This is a genomic window from Polaromonas sp., from assembly GCF_035638815.1.
Classification (GTDB): Bacteria; Pseudomonadota; Gammaproteobacteria; order Burkholderiales; family Burkholderiaceae_C; genus Polaromonas.
In genome coordinates this window covers 180,357-198,174 of record NZ_DASQZG010000003.1, presented here as the reverse complement: position 1 = coordinate 198,174, position 17,818 = coordinate 180,357, and the positions used below count along the sequence as shown (strand labels likewise).

At 59.7% G+C, this 17,818-nt stretch carries 17 protein-coding genes; 11 read left to right on the top strand and 6 right to left on the bottom strand.

Annotated features, from left to right (window positions below; genetic code table 11):
- The 8 genes from VE934_RS01730 to VE934_RS01695 all read left to right on the top strand — a co-directional run.
- A partial coding sequence (locus VE934_RS01730; protein WP_324883686.1) for a DALR anticodon-binding domain-containing protein occupies positions 1 to 616 on the top strand: 616 nt, incomplete at its 5' end.
- A 54-nt stretch (positions 617 to 670) separates the two neighbouring features.
- Entirely contained in the window at positions 671 to 1,336 is a 666-nt protein-coding gene (locus tag VE934_RS01725; RefSeq protein WP_324883684.1) for an SPOR domain-containing protein, read from the top strand.
- A gap of 68 nt (positions 1,337 to 1,404) precedes the next feature.
- Positions 1,405 to 2,058 carry a thiol:disulfide interchange protein DsbA/DsbL gene (locus VE934_RS01720; protein WP_324883683.1) on the top strand — a complete coding sequence of 218 codons (654 nt, stop codon included), beginning with the start codon at positions 1,405 to 1,407 and terminating at the stop codon, positions 2,056 to 2,058.
- A 158-nt stretch (positions 2,059 to 2,216) separates the two neighbouring features.
- A complete protein-coding gene (gene lptA / locus VE934_RS01715) occupies positions 2,217 to 2,834 on the top strand; it encodes a lipopolysaccharide transport periplasmic protein LptA (RefSeq protein WP_324883681.1) in 618 nt (205 codons plus the stop codon).
- 24 nt (positions 2,835 to 2,858) lie between these two features.
- Entirely contained in the window at positions 2,859 to 3,632 is a 774-nt protein-coding gene (gene lptB / locus VE934_RS01710) for an LPS export ABC transporter ATP-binding protein (protein ID WP_324883679.1), read from the top strand.
- A gap of 142 nt (positions 3,633 to 3,774) precedes the next feature.
- A complete protein-coding gene (locus VE934_RS01705; protein WP_324883677.1) occupies positions 3,775 to 5,310 on the top strand; it encodes an RNA polymerase factor sigma-54 in 1,536 nt (511 codons plus the stop codon).
- Positions 5,311 to 5,380: 70 nt separating this feature from the next.
- Positions 5,381 to 6,751, top strand: coding sequence for a THUMP domain-containing class I SAM-dependent RNA methyltransferase (locus tag VE934_RS01700; protein WP_324883675.1), 1,371 nt, complete (start codon positions 5,381 to 5,383; stop codon positions 6,749 to 6,751).
- 10 nt (positions 6,752 to 6,761) lie between these two features.
- Positions 6,762 to 7,205, top strand: a complete 444-nt coding sequence (locus VE934_RS01695) for a putative toxin-antitoxin system toxin component, PIN family (protein ID WP_324883711.1) — start codon at positions 6,762 to 6,764, stop codon at positions 7,203 to 7,205.
- On the opposite strand, the gene VE934_RS01690 is transcribed toward VE934_RS01695, so the two are convergent.
- Entirely contained in the window at positions 7,206 to 8,870 is a 1,665-nt protein-coding gene (locus VE934_RS01690; protein ID WP_324883673.1) for an FMN-binding glutamate synthase family protein, read from the bottom strand. It lies immediately after the preceding gene.
- A gap of 73 nt (positions 8,871 to 8,943) precedes the next feature.
- On the opposite strand from VE934_RS01690, the gene VE934_RS01685 reads away from it, so the two are divergent.
- Complete coding sequence (locus tag VE934_RS01685; RefSeq protein WP_324883671.1) at positions 8,944 to 9,780, top strand: UPF0149 family protein; 837 nt, start codon at positions 8,944 to 8,946, stop codon at positions 9,778 to 9,780.
- Between the two features lie 55 nt (positions 9,781 to 9,835).
- On the opposite strand, the gene VE934_RS01680 is transcribed toward VE934_RS01685, so the two are convergent.
- Positions 9,836 to 10,387: a TfoX/Sxy family protein gene (locus VE934_RS01680; protein ID WP_324883669.1), complete on the bottom strand. Its 552-nt coding sequence runs from the start codon at positions 10,385 to 10,387 to the stop codon at positions 9,836 to 9,838.
- Between the two features lie 521 nt (positions 10,388 to 10,908).
- Between VE934_RS01680 and VE934_RS01675 the strand changes: the two genes are divergently transcribed.
- Both VE934_RS01675 and corA read left to right on the top strand, forming a co-directional pair.
- Positions 10,909 to 11,949 (top strand): patatin-like phospholipase family protein, encoded by a 1,041-nt coding sequence (locus VE934_RS01675; RefSeq protein WP_324883709.1) that lies wholly within the window; start codon positions 10,909 to 10,911, stop codon positions 11,947 to 11,949.
- A gap of 211 nt (positions 11,950 to 12,160) precedes the next feature.
- Positions 12,161 to 13,147: a magnesium/cobalt transporter CorA gene (gene corA, locus VE934_RS01670; RefSeq protein WP_324883667.1), complete on the top strand. Its 987-nt coding sequence runs from the start codon at positions 12,161 to 12,163 to the stop codon at positions 13,145 to 13,147.
- Positions 13,148 to 13,369: 222 nt separating this feature from the next.
- Here the strand turns inward: corA and VE934_RS01665 are convergent, their stop codons facing one another.
- The 4 genes from VE934_RS01665 to VE934_RS01650 all read right to left on the bottom strand — a co-directional run bounded on the left by VE934_RS01665 (position 13,370) and on the right by VE934_RS01650 (position 17,804).
- The gene (locus VE934_RS01665) at positions 13,370 to 14,101 is read right to left on the bottom strand and encodes a 5'-methylthioadenosine/adenosylhomocysteine nucleosidase (RefSeq protein WP_324883665.1); all 732 of its coding nucleotides are present in this window, start codon (positions 14,099 to 14,101) and stop codon (positions 13,370 to 13,372) included.
- A gap of 88 nt (positions 14,102 to 14,189) precedes the next feature.
- Positions 14,190 to 15,878: a long-chain-fatty-acid--CoA ligase gene (locus tag VE934_RS01660; RefSeq protein ID WP_324883663.1), complete on the bottom strand. Its 1,689-nt coding sequence runs from the start codon at positions 15,876 to 15,878 to the stop codon at positions 14,190 to 14,192.
- Positions 15,879 to 16,032: 154 nt separating this feature from the next.
- Positions 16,033 to 17,466: an NAD(P)(+) transhydrogenase (Re/Si-specific) subunit beta gene (locus tag VE934_RS01655; protein ID WP_324883661.1), complete on the bottom strand. Its 1,434-nt coding sequence runs from the start codon at positions 17,464 to 17,466 to the stop codon at positions 16,033 to 16,035.
- Entirely contained in the window at positions 17,463 to 17,804 is a 342-nt protein-coding gene (locus VE934_RS01650; RefSeq protein ID WP_324883659.1) for an NAD(P) transhydrogenase subunit alpha, read from the bottom strand. The genes VE934_RS01655 and VE934_RS01650 overlap by 4 nt, the downstream gene beginning before the upstream one ends.
- Between the last annotated feature and the right edge of the window lie 14 nt (positions 17,805 to 17,818).

Sequence of the window (17,818 nt, the reverse complement as noted above, 5' to 3'; positions counted from 1 at the left end):
TGGCCTGCAGGCAGCGGGCAACGGTATTCCGCAAGGTTATCCTGACTATGTGTTGCACACCATGGTGCGCGTGGTGCGCAACGGCGAGGAAGTGAAAATTTCCAAACGAGCCGGCAGCTATGTGACCCTGCGCGACCTGATCGAGTGGACCAGCAAGGACGCCGTGCGCTTTTTCCTGCTGAGCCGCAAGCCCGACACCGAGTACGTGTTTGACATTGACCTGGCTTTGGCCAAGAACAACGAAAACCCGGTGTATTACGTTCAGTATGCGCATGCGCGCATCTGCTCTGTTCTGACCACTTGGGGTGGTGATGTGGCTGGGCTGGGCAACGTGGATCTGGCCGCACTGAGCAGCCCGCAGGCCCAGGCCCTGATGCTGCTGATTGCCAAATACCCGGACATGCTGTCCAACGCCGCAAACGGGTTTGCACCACACGACGTCGCGTTTTACCTGCGCGAACTGGCCGCCAGCTATCACAGCTATTACGATGCTGAGCGCATCCTGGTGGACGACGAGGCGGTCAAGCTGGCGCGACTGGCCCTGGTGGCCGCGACGGCTCAGGTATTGCACAATGGCCTGGCTGTGCTGGGCGTTGACGCTCCACGCAAGATGTAAAGAATGATGAAAACCATGGCGAATGACGCTTTGAATATGCACACTCAACCCGGTATGACTTCACAACAAGGCGGAACCCTGCTGGGTTTGATGATCGGAGCCGTGATCGGGCTGGGCGCAGCTTTGGCGGTCGCGGTTTACATCACCAAGGTTCCAGTACCGTTTATGAACAAGGGACAGTCGCGCAGCCCCGACCATGACGCGGCGGAGGCGAAGAAAAACAAGGACTGGAATCCAAACGCGCCCCTGTCCGGAAAGAATCCTGCCAAGCCGGCAGCTGTTGAGCCGCAACCAGGCGACGTCACACCCAAAGCACCGGTCACCGTGCTCAAGCCGGCGGGCGCCAGCTCTGCACCGGTGGACTCGGCCGCCAAAACCGCCAAGCCTGCGGCTGATCCGTTGGGCGATCTCGCCAAGGCCAAAATGGCCACGCCCGCCCCGGCAGCGGCACCTGTTGCGGCCGCCCCGTCCACCGGAGCCGATCCCTTCAATTATTTTGTTCAGGTGGGCGCTTTCCGCACACCAGAAGACGCAGAACAGCAACGCGCCAAGATTTCCCTGATGGGTCTGGAAGCCAGGGTGAGCGAACGCGAACAGTCCGGCCGCACCGTTTTTCGGGTGCGCCTCGGCCCTTTTGACAAAAAGGAAGACGCAGACAAAGCCAAGGAGCGCCTCGACGGCAGTGGCATCGAAACCGCGATGGTCAGGGTTCAGCGCTGAACTTTTCCGGATCGGGGGGCACCAACTGATGTACACCCTGCGCCACGCATCCTCTGGAGAATCTCTTAATGCAACGACGTGAATTTTCGATCTCGGCCACTTCTATTGCGGCTGCCGCTTCACTGGGCACCCTCGGTACGATGGCTCATGCCCAGCGCAAACCCCCACAGGAGGGCACCGACTATGTGTCGCTGGACAAGCCGGCGCCGGTTGAAGCGTCAGCTGGCAAGGTTGAGGTGGTGGAGTTTTTTTGGTACAGCTGCGGGCACTGCTTCCGTTTTGAACCCCAGCTGGAAGAGTGGATTAAGAGAATCCCCAAGGATGTGGTGATTCGCCGTGCTCCAGTTGCGTTCAGACCAGATTTTGAGCCGCAGCAACGTCTTTATTTTGTGCTGGAGGGCATGAACAAGGTGAAGGCACTGCACCAGAAGGTGTTTGACGCCATTCATCTCGAAAAGCAGCCGCTTAACACGCCAGCTCTGGTTGCTGACTGGGCAGAGAAACAGGGTTTGAGTAAGGCTGCATTCGTGGAGATGTACAACTCGCCCGCTGTGACGACCAAAGTCCGTGCCGCAACCATGCTGCAAGACGCCTATAAAGTGGACGGCGTGCCGTCGATCGGCGTGGCAGGACGATACTTTACGTCCGGCGCATTGGCCCAGACCATGGAGCGCGCGTTGACGGTGACCGATTTTTTGATCGCGCAATCCCGCAAGCGCTGATCCTGCAAAGCCGGCAAAGGCGAATCGCAAGATTCGCCACCGGCCCAGAGAAACCCGCCTCGAAACAGGCGGGTTTTTTTACGGTTGCCCTTTAACTCCAGACACCTTGCGTGGCTACAATGAGGCAACACAACCAAAGCAGCAAGATTCGTGCCTTTATGAATAATTCCGCTTGTTTACTGATGCTGGCTGCCCTGCTGGCCACTTTTCCGGCCGCCGCCGAAAAAGGCGACCGCGACAAGCCCATGAACGCCGAGTCCGACGCGCTGCGGTATGACGACCTCAAACAAACCAGCGTTTTCACTGGCAATGTGGTCATCACCAAAGGCACCATCATCATCCGGGGCGCCCGGGTCGATGTGAAGCAGGACGCCGAAGGTTATCAAACCGCCATAGTGGTTGCTGCCCCCGACAAGCTGGCTTTTTATCGAAAAAAGCGTGATCTGGTCGACGAATACATCGAAGGCGAAGGCGAGCGGATCGAATACGACAGCCGAGCCGACACGGTCAAATTCATCAAGCAGGCCGTTTTGCGCAGATATGTCGGCGCAGCGCTGGCGGACGAAACCACGGGCGACCTCATTGTTTACGACAACACCACCGATGTGTTTACGGTAGATGCCGGGCAAAAAACCCGTACTGCTGCCAACCCGTCGGGACGTGTGCGCGCGATCCTGGCTCCCCGCAGCAAACCAGCTGCCCCCGGGACGCCAGCGCCCGCAGGCCCTGTACCTGGTGCGCCTGTTCTGCGTCCCAGCAGCACCCTGAGCAACTGATTTTTCGAAAGTAGCGACCACTCAATGGATGTGACCCCAGAAGTATCAGCAAGCCCCGTCAGTCGCCTGGTCGCTACCGGGCTGCAAAAGTCGTACGGCAGTCGCCAGGTTGTCAAAGACGTCTCCATCACCGTGCAAAAAGGCGAAGTGGTCGGACTGCTGGGCCCCAATGGAGCCGGCAAAACGACTTCCTTTTACATGATGGTTGGCCTGGTGCGGGCGGATGCGGGCGAAATCACTATCGACGGCGAATCCATCGAGCACATGCCGATTCACCGCCGTTCACGCCTGGGCTTGAGCTATTTGCCGCAGGAAGCCTCCATTTTTCGCAAGCTCAACGTTGAGCAGAACGTACGTGCCGTGCTGGAGTTGCAGACCGACGATGAGGGCAAGCCTCTGGACGAAGCGCAGATCAAAAGCCGTCTCGACACCTTGCTGCAGGACCTGCGGGTCGACCATTTGCGTGATTCTCCCGCGCCAGCGTTGTCGGGCGGCGAGCGGCGGCGCGTCGAGATTGCCCGCGCACTGGCCACGCAGCCGCGTTTTATCTTGCTGGACGAGCCGTTTGCTGGCATCGATCCGATTGCGGTGATGGAGATTCAGCGCATCATCGGTTTCCTGAAGGCGCGCGGCATTGGCGTTTTGATCACGGACCACAACGTACGGGAAACGCTGGGCATTTGCGACCATGCCTGCATCATCAATGACGGCCACGTTCTGGCCACAGGGACACCTTCCGAAATCGTGAGCAACGCTGATGTGCGCCGGGTCTATCTGGGCGAACACTTCAAGATGTAGATGGCTCCCCCCCGTTGTCGCTCACTGCGTGTAGCTCCCTCCCCCCTGCAGGGGGCGGCGCCTGCGCCCCGGCGGAGCCGGTTGCGCGGCCCCCGCTGGCCTAAAACCATTCAGCCCGCCTTCGCGCGCGCCTAGGTCTGCCATGAAGCAGGGCCTGTCCCTTCGTGTTTCGCAGCATCTGGCGCTCACGCCGCAGCTGCAGCAGTCGATTCGTCTGCTGCAGTTGTCTACCCTGGAGTTGAGCCAGGAAGTTGAGCAGATGCTTGACGAAAATCCGTTTTTGGAAGTGTCGGACGAGACCGCGCCGCGCGAGGATTTTGGCTTGGCGCAGGTGGATACACCGGTCAGTCTGGAGACGCGTGAGTTTGAAGCTGCTACTGATTCAGTAGCAGGTAGCGCTGATGGATCCTCGGCTACAAGCCAAAATGATGCTGAACCCAGTGCCGAACCCAAGCTGGAAGAAAGCTGGGAGGGGGACGGCAGCGTAGAGATCGCGCCCGATGACAACGAATGGGGTGGTGATGCCACGCCGCGCAAGAACAACAGCGACGACAGCGATGTCGATGCCACCGAACTTGCGCGTAGCCACGAGTCTTTGCAGGATCATCTGCACCGGCAGGCGTTGTCGCTGCGCCTGTCGCCCGAGGGCAAGGCTGCATTGCATTTCCTCATCGAGTCGCTCAATGACGACGGTTATCTTGAAGACAGTTTGAACGAATTGGCCGCAGGGCTGGCCGGAGACGATCTGGAGCAACTGGAACAGGTGGAGCATGAGTTTGCGGTTGCCCTGAAACTCCTCCACCACATGGAGCCAGCCGGTGTGGGTGCGCGCAATCTGGCAGAGTGCCTGGGCCTGCAGCTGCTGGACTGCAAGGACAACGACGAGACCCGCGCCGCGATGGCCATATGCAAGCAACCCATGGATTTACTGGCCCGCAGGGACTTCAAGCGCCTGGCTGTGTTGTGCGGGTTCCCCGAGCAAGTCATCAAAGGCGCTATCGCCCTGATTGCACGGCTGGACCCCAAACCGGGACGGCGATTTGTCAATGTCGAGCGCAACCTCATCGTGCCCGATGTGCTGGTAGTCAAATCCGGCCGTGGCTTGAAGGTCTCGCTCAACAGCGACGTCATGCCGCGCCTGCGGGTGCATGACATTTACGCCAACGCGATCAAGGGCAACAAAGGCCAGGGCGGCCAGGCCCTGCAGCAACGGCTGCAGGAGGCGCGCTGGTTTATCAAGAACATTCAACAGCGGTTTGACACGATCTTGCGCGTCAGCAGCGCGATTGTCGAGCGGCAAAAAAACTTTTTCACACACGGCGAGTTGGCCATGCGGCCGCTGGTGCTGCGCGAGATTGCCGACGAACTGGGGCTCCATGAGTCAACCATCTCCCGCGTGACCACTGCCAAGTACATGAGCACGCCGTTTGGCACCTTTGAGCTGAAGTATTTCTTCGGATCGGCCCTGGGCACCGAAACCGGCGGTAATGCGTCGAGCACGGCAGTCCGCGCACTGATCAAGCAGTTTGTGGCGTCCGAAAGCCTGAAAAAGCCGCTCAGCGACAACCAGATTTCCGAAATGCTGAAAGAACAGGGAATCGAATGCGCGCGTCGCACCGTTGCCAAATACCGCGAAGCGCTGCGCATTGCGCCAGCCAATTTACGGAAGTCGCTTTAGCACCCACACTACCAATCCGTTCGCGTTGACCCTGTCGAAACGCATGCTGCACGCGAACTGAAAAAGCACCATGAACCAACTTCAACTATTTTTACCCTGCGCCGCCGGCGTTGAAGAGCTGCTGGCCGCTGAAGTCAAACGCATCACCGGTGCTACCGGCAAAGCCTGGCGCGCCGGTGTGCAGGTGTCCGGATCCTGGCGCGATGCGATGCAACTGAACCTGCACAGCCGCCTCAGCCAGCGCGTGCTGATCGAGCTGCAGCACAACAGCTACCGCAGCGAGCAGGATTTGTACAACGCGGCGGCTGCTGTGGCCTGGGAGATCTGGTTCACGCCCAAACAGACGTTCAAGGTCGAGATCACCGCGCAGCACAGCCCGCTCACCAGCCTGAACTTTGCTGCGCTCAAGATCAAGGACGCAATAGCTGATCGGTTCAGGGACAAGTACGACGTGCGTCCCGATGTTGATACGCGTTGGCCCGATGTGCGTATTTATGTGCACCTGACGACGGACACGGTCACCCTGTACATCGACACGTCGGGCGAACCGCTGTTCAAGCGTGGCTGGCGCGCAGACAAAGGCGATGCGCCACTCAAGGAGACATTGGCCGCTGCCATGATTGCCGCCAGCGGCTGGGACCAGCTCTGCAAGCAGGGTGTGCCGCTGTACGACCCGTGCTGCGGCTCCGGCACCATCGTGATCGAAGCGGCCCAGGTCTCGCGCAACATCGCGGCTGGCATGGGTCGGCGTTTCGCCTTTGAGAAATTTGTGCCTTTTCAGCCGCATGTCTGGGAAGGCCTGCTCGATCAGGCCGAGGCCGCGATCACCGCGCCAACCGCGCCGGTTTTTGGGAGCGACGTGTCTTTTCGCATGGTTGATTTTGCAGAGCGCAACGCCGAGCGTGCGGGCGTGGCCGACGTGGTGCAGCTGCGCGGCGGCGACGCACTGCAGCGGATGCCGCCCGCTCCTTCAGGCGTGATGCTGGTCAACCCGCCGTATGGCGAACGCATTGAGGTGGCAGGTGTCGCCGGCATGCCGGCTGCATCGGCAGCGCAAAACCGCGACCAGCGGCACGCGCAATTTCAGGGTGCAAACATTGACGAGTTTGGCCAACCCCTGCCGCAGGGCGGCGGCGATGATCGCGATGAATCCGGCGCCGCGCCACGGAGGAACCGTGGTGCCAACCCTGGCCGCGAGCAGGCGCAGACCGAGACGGGCGAAGAGGCTTCAGACTTCTTTCCGCAGCTGGCCAGCCACTGGAAGAAAAATTACGCCGGCTGGACCGCACACGTGCTGACGCCCGACATGAAGCTGCCCCAGAAAATGCGCCTCAAGGAATCGCGTCGCGTGCCGATGTGGAACGGCCCGATTGAGTGCCGCTTGTTCCGCTTTGACATGGTGGCGGGCTCAGCCCGTGAAAAAAAACCTGCTGCTACCTGACAGCAACGCCGTGCAGACCCAAGCCAAACGCGGCGACTGTGTCGTGCTGGACACCAACATCGTGCTGGATGTTTTTGTTTTTAGTGATGCCGCCGCGAATCCGCTGAGGCAGGCGCTGAAAGCCCGCGAGCTTGATTGGGTGGCGACACAAGCTATGCGTGAGGAGCTTGCGCGGGTGCTGGCCTATCCGCAAATTGTTGCGCGGCTCAATTTTTACAAGCTCGCGGCTGATGACGTGTTGGCGGGGTTTGACCAGCACGCACGCCTGAGGGACGCGCCCGCCAAGGCCCCCGTGACCTGCAGCGACGCAGATGACCAAATGTTCATCGACCTGGCAGTTGCGCACAAGGCATGGCTGCTCAGCAAGGATCAAGCCGTGCTCTGTATGAAAAAACGCCTTCTCGCCCTTGATGTACGGGCGCAACCTGCTATCAATAGCGTAGCGAATACCTGATCACGCGGCGGGTACCGTCTCGCCCGTGCTCGAAACCTTGTCGTCCGGTTTCATGACTGCAAAGCTGTGGGCGCTGGCCAGCGGCCAATACTGTTTGAAGACGCGATGCTGATTTTCCAGATCGGTAAGCAGTGATCCTTCCTTGACGTGCATGATCAGGTTGGACAGCAGGCGCACCTCGGTGTCGTCGATGCGCCGCACGATGTGATGCGCCGTGACATCGTTGGTGTGCTTCAAGCCAGCCGCTTCCAGCAACTCTTTCAGCGCCTTCAAGGTGCTCTGGTGAAAACGCCACACGCGCTCGGCTTTGTCTGGTACCACCAGGGCTTGCTGGCGCACAGGGTCCTGCGTGGTCACGCCGGTAGGGCAGTTGCCGGTATGGCAGGTTTGCGCCTGTATGCAGCCCAGCGCAAACATGAAGGCCCGGCCAGAGTTGCACCAGTCTGCGCCCAGCGCCATCATGCGCGTGATGTCAAAGGCGCTGATGACCTTGCCCGCACAACCTACGCTGATGCGATCGCGCAGGCCCGCGCCCAGCAGCGTGTTGTGCACCAGCAGCAGGCCCTCCTGCACGGGTGCGCCCACGTGGTCGGTAAATTCAAGCGGCGCCGCGCCCGTGCCGCCCTCCGCGCCGTCGACGACGATGAAGTCTGGCGTGATGCCGGTTGCCAGCATGGCCTTGACCATGGCAAACCACTCCCATGGGTGGCCAATGCAGAACTTGAAGCCGGTCGGCTTGCCGCCCGACAGCTCGCGCAGGCGCGCGATAAATTGCAGCATCTCAATCGGCGTCGAGAAAGCACTGTGCGATGAGGGTGAAATACAGTCCACGCCCACCGGCACGCCACGCGCTGCAGAAATCTCGGCCGTGACTTTGGACGCCGGCAATATCCCGCCGTGCCCTGGCTTGGCACCCTGGCTGAGCTTGAGCTCAATCATCTTCACCTGCGGGTCGCAGGCCGTGGCGGCAAAACGTTCGGCGCTGAAGCTGCCGTCTTCATTGCGACAACCAAAGTAGCCCGAGCCAATTTCCCAGATCAAGTCACCACCATGCACCCGGTGGTGCTGCGAGATGGAGCCTTCGCCGGTGTCGTGCGCAAACCCGCCTTTTTGGGCGCCCTTGTTCAGCGCCAGAATGGCATTGGCTGACAGCGAGCCAAAACTCATGGCCGAGATGTTGAAGATGCTGGCGCTGTAGGGTTGGGCGGTGTTAGGGCCAATGATGATGCGGAAGTCGTGCGACGCAATGTGCGTGGGCTGGACTGAATGGTTGATCCATTCGTAGCCGAGTTCGGTCACGTCCAGTTGGGTGCCGAATGGCCGGTTGTCCAGTTCGCCCTTGGCGCGCTGATACACCAGCGAGCGTTGCGAGCGTGAAAAAGGCGCGGCCTCGGCGTCACTCTCAATAAAGTACTGGCGCATTTCTGGCCGGATGAACTCCAGCATAAAGCGCAGGTGACCAATCACCGGATAGTTGCGCAGGATGGAGCTTTTGGTCTGCCGCAGGTCGTTAATGCCCAGACCAACCAGCGCCAGACATACCAGCAAGGCGATCCAGCCCACACCAAACGCAATCAAACTGAACAGGGCCAGCAATGCGCCCAGTGCACACAGCCCGAAGAAGGCGAAACGAAGCGGAAACAGGGCGTCTAGTTTTTGAAACATGGGTGCTTCCTTGTGGCTGGCAGATACACTTTCGATCATAAGAGTGTCCCGCAACACTCAAACGGCTTTTCTCATGACATCCCAATCAAACACGCCCTCTCCACAGCCTGACCCCACTGCGCCAGATGGCGGATGGATGGAGGTAGAAGATTTTGACGAGCTCGACACCATCCTCGATGATCTGCGGACCCGGCACGACGAAACGCCGCAGTGGGAGTTTTGCGAAGGCTTTATGGCGGCAGTCATTTGCTCACGCCGTCCCATTGCCGCAAATGAGTACCTGAGCGTGCTTCTTGCGACCCCAGCCGAGGGAGAAGCGGCCGACGAAGAAGGTGGCTCGTTTGCCAACCCCGCGCAACAGGCCCGCTTCATGGCTCTGTGGACCCAGCGCTGGAAAGAAGTAGAGACTGCGCTGGACACCAAGGTGGAGTCGCTGGAAGACGATGCCTGCTACCACCCCGAGGTGATGGATGTGCGCGGCGCGGTGGCTGACATGCCGCCTGAAGAGCAAGCCACTTTCAAAAGCGAAGAGTTGCCAGCCTTTGCCCAGGTCTGGGCCCTGGGCTTCATGTTTGCGGTGGAAAGCTGGCCCGAAGACTGGGCCGCACCGCGCGACAAGGACGCCGCCATGTGGCTGGACGATGCCCTGCAAGCCATCGTAGCCATGACAGAAGACGACACCGCCGCACCTCAGGTCTCGCCACTGAATGATGAGGGCAAGCCCAGCACCAGCCTTGCCCGCCTCAACGCTTTTGGTGACGCCATCTGGGCCGTGTACGACCTGCGGGAGCTGTGGAAAACCATGGGCCCCAAAGTCGAGACCGTGCGCAATACGGCAGAGCCCGGCCGCAATGATTTATGCCCCTGCGGGAGTGGCAAGAAATACAAGAAGTGTCATAGCGCCGGATGACGCGGCCCACCTTCGATTTAATTTGCTATTAAATCAATAGCTGCTGGCGCCCGTATCACAAGGGGAAGCTGCCATTTTTGTAAGCATCCAGCGCAAGCAGCAGGCTTGTGCGATGTTGACGTGAAACTTCTTGCCAGGGCGTATTCGTCAGCGCGCCTTCAAGCACCCACAGCAGGTTGAGGGTGGCCGAGGCGTTGAGCTGCTTGACGCGTGCATAGGTAGCGATCGAGACCAGCTCTCGCAGTTGCTCCACCGAAACTATGCCTGCCGCTGCCATAAAACCCAGAGACTTCGGACCGAGATTGGGCAACACACCGCATTCCAGGAGGATAGCTCCAGGTTGGGGCAGCTTGTTCTGTTGATGCAGGCGGGCCTTGTGGTGTGAAGCTGCTTGAATGGCCGCCTGAATCGCCGCTTTGGCTTGAGCGCTGTTCTTCCAGCATGAAGACCCCAACAGCGGAGCGGCTCCGCTGACGATCTGATATGCATCAGCCTCGGCCAGCGTGCTCAGCGTATCGAAGCCGAGTTGTTCAAGCCGAGTGACCACGGTAGGTCCAACACCCTTGACGGCAAGCAGCACGCGACGTTCTTCGGCAGTAAATGGCAAGGTTGGGGCTTATCGAGAGGCGCTAAATTTTGGCGATTGCGACGTAGCAGGGGGCGGAAGCAAGTCAGACCCTTGGAACTCCTGACGCGATGTTGTCAGTGGCATTTGCAAGTGTTGTCTCGTCGGCCCCGCTGCGTGTGACAACGCCTAGGTGTGCCCCTGAAAAACATGCCGTTCCTGCCCCCAGGTGGCGTCATCCTCCAAGCAGAGGAGAGCGATGGGGGCAGGCCCGCACCGGGCGGCGTAGCGTCTACGGGTCTGCGCCTTTAACGGGCCAAAGCGAGTCCAGCTTCAGGGGAGTTCTCCATCGCCTTGAGGGGGCACACGTGGTAACTTAGACCCTTACTCATGTCGCTGGAAACAATCATTTCGTACGGCCTGACCCGCCCTGACGAAGAGCGCAATGCGCTTGTACTCATGGGCGGGGGGGCACGCACCGCCTATCAGGCCGGCGTGTTGCAGGCGCTGGCCCGCATGCTGGACCGCCAGGGGGCGCCGCGAAGCAGCAATTCCCTTTCAAGATACTGGTTGGCACCTCTGCCGGCGCGCTTAACGCTTCGTATCTGGCCAGCCGGGCCACGGAGGGCCTGGCAGCGTTTGAGCAGCTGGCCAGCTTCTGGGCGACCCTGCGGTCAGCACAGGTCTACGAACTGAAGGTCCCAGGGTGGATACGGTCCAGCCGCATCGCTGCTGCGCTTTTTCTGTCGCAACATGTGCGCAAGCAGCAGGCCTTTTTGAACAACACCCCGTTGGTGGATACGCTGCACCGCGTCATCTCTCTGGCCAACATCGATCAGGCTTTGCAGGACAAGACCCTGCTGGCACTTGCAATCACTGCATCAAGCTATACCAGCGGTGTGCACTGGACTTTCTGCCAGACCGCGCGCTGCACGGATGATGACTCGTGGAACCGGCCCGGCCGACGGGCAGAGTTTCAACCCATCACCATCGAACATCTGATGGCTTCCAGCGCGATTCCTTTTCTGTTTCCTTCAACACCTTTGTGGGTGGATGACCACCGCGAGTTTTTTGGCGACGGCTCGATGCGCCAAAGCTCGCCCCTGTCACCGGCATTGCGGCTGGGCGCCGGCAAGGTGCTGGTGATTGGTGTCGGGCAGCCGCAGCGCGCCGGTCTGGCCGACTCGGCCGCGCCAGCCATCGCCGCGCGCCCGACGCTGGGTGCGATTGCCGGTCATGCGCTGGCCAGTGTTTTTCATGACACCCTTCGCGCCGACGTTGAGCAAGCGCAGCGGGTGAGCAAAACCCTGCGCCAGATGCCGCGCGAGATCGCCGCAGTGATGCCCTACCGCCCCGTCGAAGTGCTGGCGATCGCGCCATCCCAGTCGCTGGACGCACTGGCACAGGCGCATGCCAGCGAGCTGCCCGTCGCCACCTACAACGCGCTGGCCGGGCTGGGTGCACTGGGCGCGCACGGCAGCCCGGGCGGGGCGGCGCTGGCCAGCTACCTGCTGTTTGAGCCCGGTTTTATCAAAGCGCTGATGGCTCTGGGCGAGCGCGACGCAGAGGCGCACAAGGATGAATTGATTGAGTTCTTTATGTAGAAAACAAGCCGTCAAATCGGCTTGAAGTGCCATAATCACGGCACCTTCATTACGGAGAAATCCTTGGAAAGCAGCCCCAGTTGCTAGCTTTCAACGCCGCAGACTGACACATCGTGTCCGCAGGGGTTGAAAGCGATGCACCATCCACAACCCCGCAGGCATCGGCCGCCTAGGCCAGTGCCAGCGCCCCCAAAACCCTTGGGAGCCAGTCATGCTCAATATTTTTACGCTCGCCAACGGGCGACTCTTTCAGGAAGAGATCGAATCCCTCGAAGAACTCTCCAAGTTCCAGCCGATCTGGGTGGACCTTGAATCACCCACACTTGAAGAAAAACGCTGGGTCAAGCAGTATTACGGCCTGTCCATCCCGGAAGACGCGATGGACGAGGACATTGAAGAGTCCGCCCGCTTTTACGAAGAGGACAACGGCGAGCTTCACATCCGCTCTGACTTCTTGGTGGCCGACGATGAAGAACCGCGCACGGTGCGTGTCGCTTTCATCCTGAATCTAGTCAACGACGACCTCAAAAGCAAGGGTGTGCTGTTTTCGATTCACGACGAAGACGTGCCGGTGTTTCGCCTGCTGCGGATGCGCGCGCGCCGCGCGCCGGGGTTGATCGAAGACGCCAAGGAAGTGCTGCTCAAGCTGTTTGACGCCGACGCCGAATATTCGGCGGACACCCTGGAAGGCATTTACATTGCGCTGGAAAAAGTCAGCGCACAGGTGCTGTCGGGCGACGTGACCGATGCACTGGCCGGCGAAGTGCTGGGCGCCATCGCCCGACACGAAGACTTGAGTGGGCGCATTCGCCGCAACATGATGGACACACGCCGCGCGGTGAGCTTCATGATGCGCAGCAAGATGCTCAACGCCGAGCAGTTTGAGGAAGCGCGCCAGATTCTGCGCGACATCGACTCGCTCGACTCGCACACCGCTTTCCTGTTTGACAAGATCAACTTCTTGATGGACGCCACGGTCGGTTTCATCAACATCAATCAGAACAAGATCATCAAGCTGTTCTCGGTGGCCAGCGTTGCGCTATTGCCGCCAACACTCGTGGCAAGCAGCTACGGCATGAACTTTGAATTCATGCCTGAGCTGAAATGGGCTGCCGGCTATCCATTTGCGCTGGTGTTGATGGCTGTCAGCGCGCTGGTGCCGATGTGGTACTTCCGGCGTCGCGGCTGGCTCAAGTAAGCCCCCACGGTCGTTCGCTTCGCGTAACTCCCTGCCCCCCGAGGGGGCCGCTGCGCCTGCGGACTGGCAAAGCCAGATCCGCGGCCCGTGCTTGATTAAGAGAGCCCGCGCGGTCTTTCCCCTTCTGTTCGTTCGCCCTGAGCTCGTCGAAGGGTCTGCACTTCACTTATTAATCAAATTGGCATTTTGCCCTTTAGCCACGGACAAAGTTTGCTATTGTTGTCATAGCAATTTCAGAAGATGCTGCGTAATCGCCTGGGCGTAGCGGCTTGCCACTTCCTTGACGAACTGGGGAAAATCCACATGGGCCTGGTCGTCGGCGCGGTCTGAGATGGTTCTCACTGCGGCGAAAGGAATCCCGTAGTCAAAACACACTTGCGCTACTGCTGCGCCTTCCATTTCCACCGCCAACACTCTGTGGTCGGCGGCGTGCAGCGCCGACAGCAGCGCCTCAGACTCCTGCGCGCCGGAGACAAATCGGTCACCGCTGGCGATCAGGCCGTGGTGCAGCAAACGCGCAGTGGGAAGTGTCAAGCTTTTCAGGCCGGCTCGACTGGCGTCCAGCAACAACGCGGTCAACGCCGCATCGCAAGCGAAACGGCTCTGCCCATACAGCGGAACTTCATAGCGCGGGAAGATCGGCGAGGCATCAAGATCGTGCTGCACAAACTCATTGGCCACCACCACATCCCCGACCTGCACGCCCGCACCCATGCCGCCGGCCACGCCGGTAAACACAATGCGGCTCACCTCAAAGCGCTCGATTAACGCGGTGGCGGTCGTCGCGGCCGCCACCTTGCCGATGCGTGACAGCGCCAGCACAACAGGCTGACCATGCAGATGCCCGCGCCAGAAGTCGCGGCCTGCATGGGTAATTTTTTGCGGCTCATGCAGGAGCTCGATCAACCCCTGCTGCTCTTCAGCCAGGGCACTCAGAATGGCGGTTTGGTTCATGTTCGGGAGTTTGCCTGAACGGCCTCACAGAAAACCTGGCCAAAGAAAAAGGCGGCCGAAGCCGCCTTTGGCGAAGCCTGCAACAGGCTTATTTTTTGTCGCGGAGCTCGCGGCGCAAAATTTTGCCCACTGGCGTTTTTGGCAACTCGGTACGGAACTCAACCACTTTGGGTTGTTTGTAGCCCGTGAGGTTGGTCTTGCAGAACTCGCGCACTTGCGCTTCGGTCAGGTCCGGGTTCTTCTTCACGATAACCAGTTTGACGGCTTCGCCGGACTTTTCGTCAGCGACTCCAACGCAGGCGCACTCCATCACACCGTCCATGCCGCCCACCACGTCTTCCACTTCATTGGGGTAGACGTTGAAACCGCTGACCAGAATCATGTCTTTCTTGCGGTCGACAATCTTGAAGAACCCCTGTGCATCCAGGATTCCAATGTCGCCGGACTTGAAATAGCCGTCTGGCGTCATGACCTTGGCGGTTTCATCAGGGCGTTGCCAGTAACCGGCCATGACTTGCGGGCCCTTGATCGCGATCTCCCCCGGTTGGCCCGGCGGCACTTCGTTGCCGTCGTCATCCAGCAGCTTGAACCAGGTGCCGGGAATCGGCACGCCGATGGTGCCGGTGAAGGATTTGCTGTTGGTCGGGTTGCAGCTGGCTGATGGCGAGGTTTCGGACAGGCCATAACCCTCGCAGATCGGGCAACCAGTCTTCTCAAGCCAGAGCTTGGCAACCGCGCTGGTCACTGCCATGCCGCCGCCCAGGGACACTTTGAGATGCGACCAGTCCACGGTGTTGAAGTCCGGGTGATTGGCCAGGCCGTTAAACAGTGTGTTGACCGCCGGGAAACTGTTGATCTTGTGTTTGGCAAGTTCCTTGAGCACCGCAGGAAGGTCGCGCGGGTTCGGAATCAGGATGTTTTTGCCGCCGGTTCGCATGCCCAGCATCATGTTCACGGTGAAGGCGAAGATGTGATACAGCGGCAGCGCGCAGACGTAAACGGGCTGCACACCCGGTGTCATGCTCGCCATGGCCGGGCCATTCCAGGCCTCGGACTGCAGCACGTTGGCGATCACGTTGCGATGCAACAGCACTGCGCCTTTGGAGACGCCGGTGGTGCCACCGGTGTACTGCAACACGGCCACATCGTCGGGTTTGATATCGGGGCGGCTCAGCGTGCCGCGCGTGCCTTGGGCCACAGCGTCATTGAAACGCACCGCAGTGGGTAGGTTAAAGGCGGGCACCATTTTCTTGACATTGCGCACCACGTAATTAACCAGCGCACCCTTGAGCATGCCCAGCTGGTCACCCATGGCAGCGAGCACCACGTGCTTGACCGGCGTATTGGCAATGCACTGCTCGAGCGTGTTGGCAAAGTTTTCGATGATGACAATCGCCTTGGATCCGGAGTCTTTCAGCTGATGCTCAAGCTCGCGCGGCGTGTACAGAGGATTGACATTGACCACCACATAGCCAGCACGCAGGATGGCTGCAACCGTGATCGGGTACTGCGGCACATTGGGCATCATGATCGCGATGCGATCGCCCTTGCTCAGGCCCAGGCCCTGCAGGTAGCAGGCAAAGGCCTGTGACAGGCTGTCGGTCTGTGCAAAAGTGACTTCCTTGCCCATGAAGCTGTAAGCCACCTTGGCGCCATTTTTGCGGAAGCTTTCTTCCATCAATGCGACCAGGGAAGGGTATTGCGACGTGTCAACGTCAGAAGGTACACCCGGTGGATACGCGTTCAGCCAGGGGCGGTCGACGGTTGATGCAGTCATGCTTGTCTTCTCCAGATTACGATTAATAACAGCCACGGATTTTCATGGCGCAACCCTCTGCGGGGTTATTGCGTTTTCCCTAGGAAACCAACAAATCAGAAGGGGGAGCCCTCTAATTCATGTCTTTTATGACTTAACGCGCCGACGATCGAAGTTATTCGATCGCTTTGCCCATGTCTTCAATCACCTTCTTGGCGTCGCCAAAAACCATCATGGTCTTGTCCATGTAGAACAACTCGTTGTCCAGGCCCGCGTAACCGGCGGCCATGGAGCGTTTGTTCACGATCACGGTCTTGGCTTTATAGGCCTCAAGAATCGGCATGCCGTAAATGGCGCTGCCCTTGACGTGCGCGGCCGGGTTGACCACATCGTTGGCGCCCAGAATGATGGCCACATCGGCCTGCCCAAACTCGGCATTGATGTCTTCCATTTCAAACACCTGGTCATAAGGCACTTCGGCCTCGGCCAGCAGCACATTCATGTGGCCCGGCATACGGCCTGCCACAGGATGAATGGCGTACTTCACGGTCACGCCTCTTTCGGTCAGCTTCTGCGCCAGCTCCTTGACGGAGTGCTGCGCGCGCGCAACCGCCAAACCATAACCCGGCACGATGATGACGGTTTCGGCGTTACCCAGAATAAATGCAGCATCGTCGGCCGAACCTGACTTGACGGGCCGCTGCTCTTTGGCGCCTGCCGCTGCCGTGCCGGCCTCGCCGCCAAAGCCGCCCAGAATCACGTTGAAGAAGGAGCGATTCATTGCCTTGCACATGATGTAAGACAGAATGGCGCCGGACGAGCCCACCAGCGAGCCGGCAACGATCAGCATCGCGTTGTTCAGCGAAAAGCCAATTCCCGCTGCGGCCCAGCCTGAGTAGCTGTTGAGCATGGACACCACCACCGGCATGTCTGCGCCGCCGATAGGGATGATGATGAGCACACCCAGCACAAACGCCAGCGCGAGCATCGCAAAGAAGGCTGTCCAGTTTCCGGTGAACATGAACACCAGACCCAATGCCAGCGTGGCGATGCCCAGGACCAGGTTAAGCATGTGCTGGCCGGCAAACGTGACCGGCGCACCCTGGAAGAGGCGAAACTTGTACTTGCCACTGAGCTTGCCGAAGGCAATCACCGAGCCGCTGAAGGTGATGGCACCAATCGCCGCGCCCAGGAACAGCTCGAGCCGGTTACCCGCTGGAATGGCGGCGGTACCCAGACCTTGCGCCACGATGCCAAAAGCAGCCGGTTCGGCCATGGCGGCTACAGCAATAAACACCGCCGCCAGACCGATCATGCTGTGCATGAACGCCACCAGCTCCGGCATTTTGGTCATCTCGACCCGCTTGGCCATCAAGGTGCCTGCGGCCCCGCCAACCACCAGTGCCACCAGCACGTAGACCATTCCCTCGGCTTTGCCGCCTGAAATTTCGACGATCAGCGCGCCCGTGGTCACCACGGCAATCGCCATGCCGACCATACCGAACAGGTTGCCGCGAATCGACGTGGTGGGATGAGACAGGCCCTTCAGAGCCTGAATGAAACAAACCGAAGCCACCAGGTACAGCAGCGTGACAAGATTCATGCTCATTTGGCGACTCCCGATCCAGCTGCATCAGCCGCAGGTGCGACGATCTTCTTTTCTTTCTTTCTGAACATTTCCAGCATGCGGCGCGTGACCAAAAAGCCACCGAACACGTTGACCGCTGCCAGCGCCACCGCCAGCACACCCATGGTTTTACCGAGCGGGGTGACGGTCAGAGCTGCCGCCAGCATCGCGCCCACGATGACGATGGCCGAGATGGCGTTGGTTACCGCCATGAGCGGCGTGTGCAAGGCCGGCGTGACGGTCCACACCACGTGGTAGCCGACGTAAATGGCCAGCACAAAGATGATGAGGTTGATGATGGTGGGGGACACTGCTTCCATGGTCTTCTTCTCCT

Coding starts and splice junctions, on each gene's coding strand:
- VE934_RS01705 (WP_324883677.1), top strand. CDS start 3,775: ATGAAGCAGGGCCTGTCCCTTCGTGTTTCGCAGCATCTGGCGCTCACG.
- VE934_RS01660 (WP_324883663.1), bottom strand. CDS start 15,878: ATGACTGCATCAACCGTCGACCGCCCCTGGCTGAACGCGTATCCACCG.
- VE934_RS01685 (WP_324883671.1), top strand. CDS start 8,944: ATGACATCCCAATCAAACACGCCCTCTCCACAGCCTGACCCCACTGCG.
- lptB (WP_324883679.1), top strand. CDS start 2,859: ATGGATGTGACCCCAGAAGTATCAGCAAGCCCCGTCAGTCGCCTGGTC.
- lptA (WP_324883681.1), top strand. CDS start 2,217: ATGAATAATTCCGCTTGTTTACTGATGCTGGCTGCCCTGCTGGCCACT.
- corA (WP_324883667.1), top strand. CDS start 12,161: ATGCTCAATATTTTTACGCTCGCCAACGGGCGACTCTTTCAGGAAGAG.
- VE934_RS01720 (WP_324883683.1), top strand. CDS start 1,405: ATGCAACGACGTGAATTTTCGATCTCGGCCACTTCTATTGCGGCTGCC.
- VE934_RS01655 (WP_324883661.1), bottom strand. CDS start 17,466: ATGAGCATGAATCTTGTCACGCTGCTGTACCTGGTGGCTTCGGTTTGT.
- VE934_RS01665 (WP_324883665.1), bottom strand. CDS start 14,101: ATGAACCAAACCGCCATTCTGAGTGCCCTGGCTGAAGAGCAGCAGGGG.
- VE934_RS01690 (WP_324883673.1), bottom strand. CDS start 8,870: ATGTTTCAAAAACTAGACGCCCTGTTTCCGCTTCGTTTCGCCTTCTTC.
- VE934_RS01700 (WP_324883675.1), top strand. CDS start 5,381: ATGAACCAACTTCAACTATTTTTACCCTGCGCCGCCGGCGTTGAAGAG.
- VE934_RS01650 (WP_324883659.1), bottom strand. CDS start 17,804: ATGGAAGCAGTGTCCCCCACCATCATCAACCTCATCATCTTTGTGCTG.
- VE934_RS01725 (WP_324883684.1), top strand. CDS start 671: ATGACTTCACAACAAGGCGGAACCCTGCTGGGTTTGATGATCGGAGCC.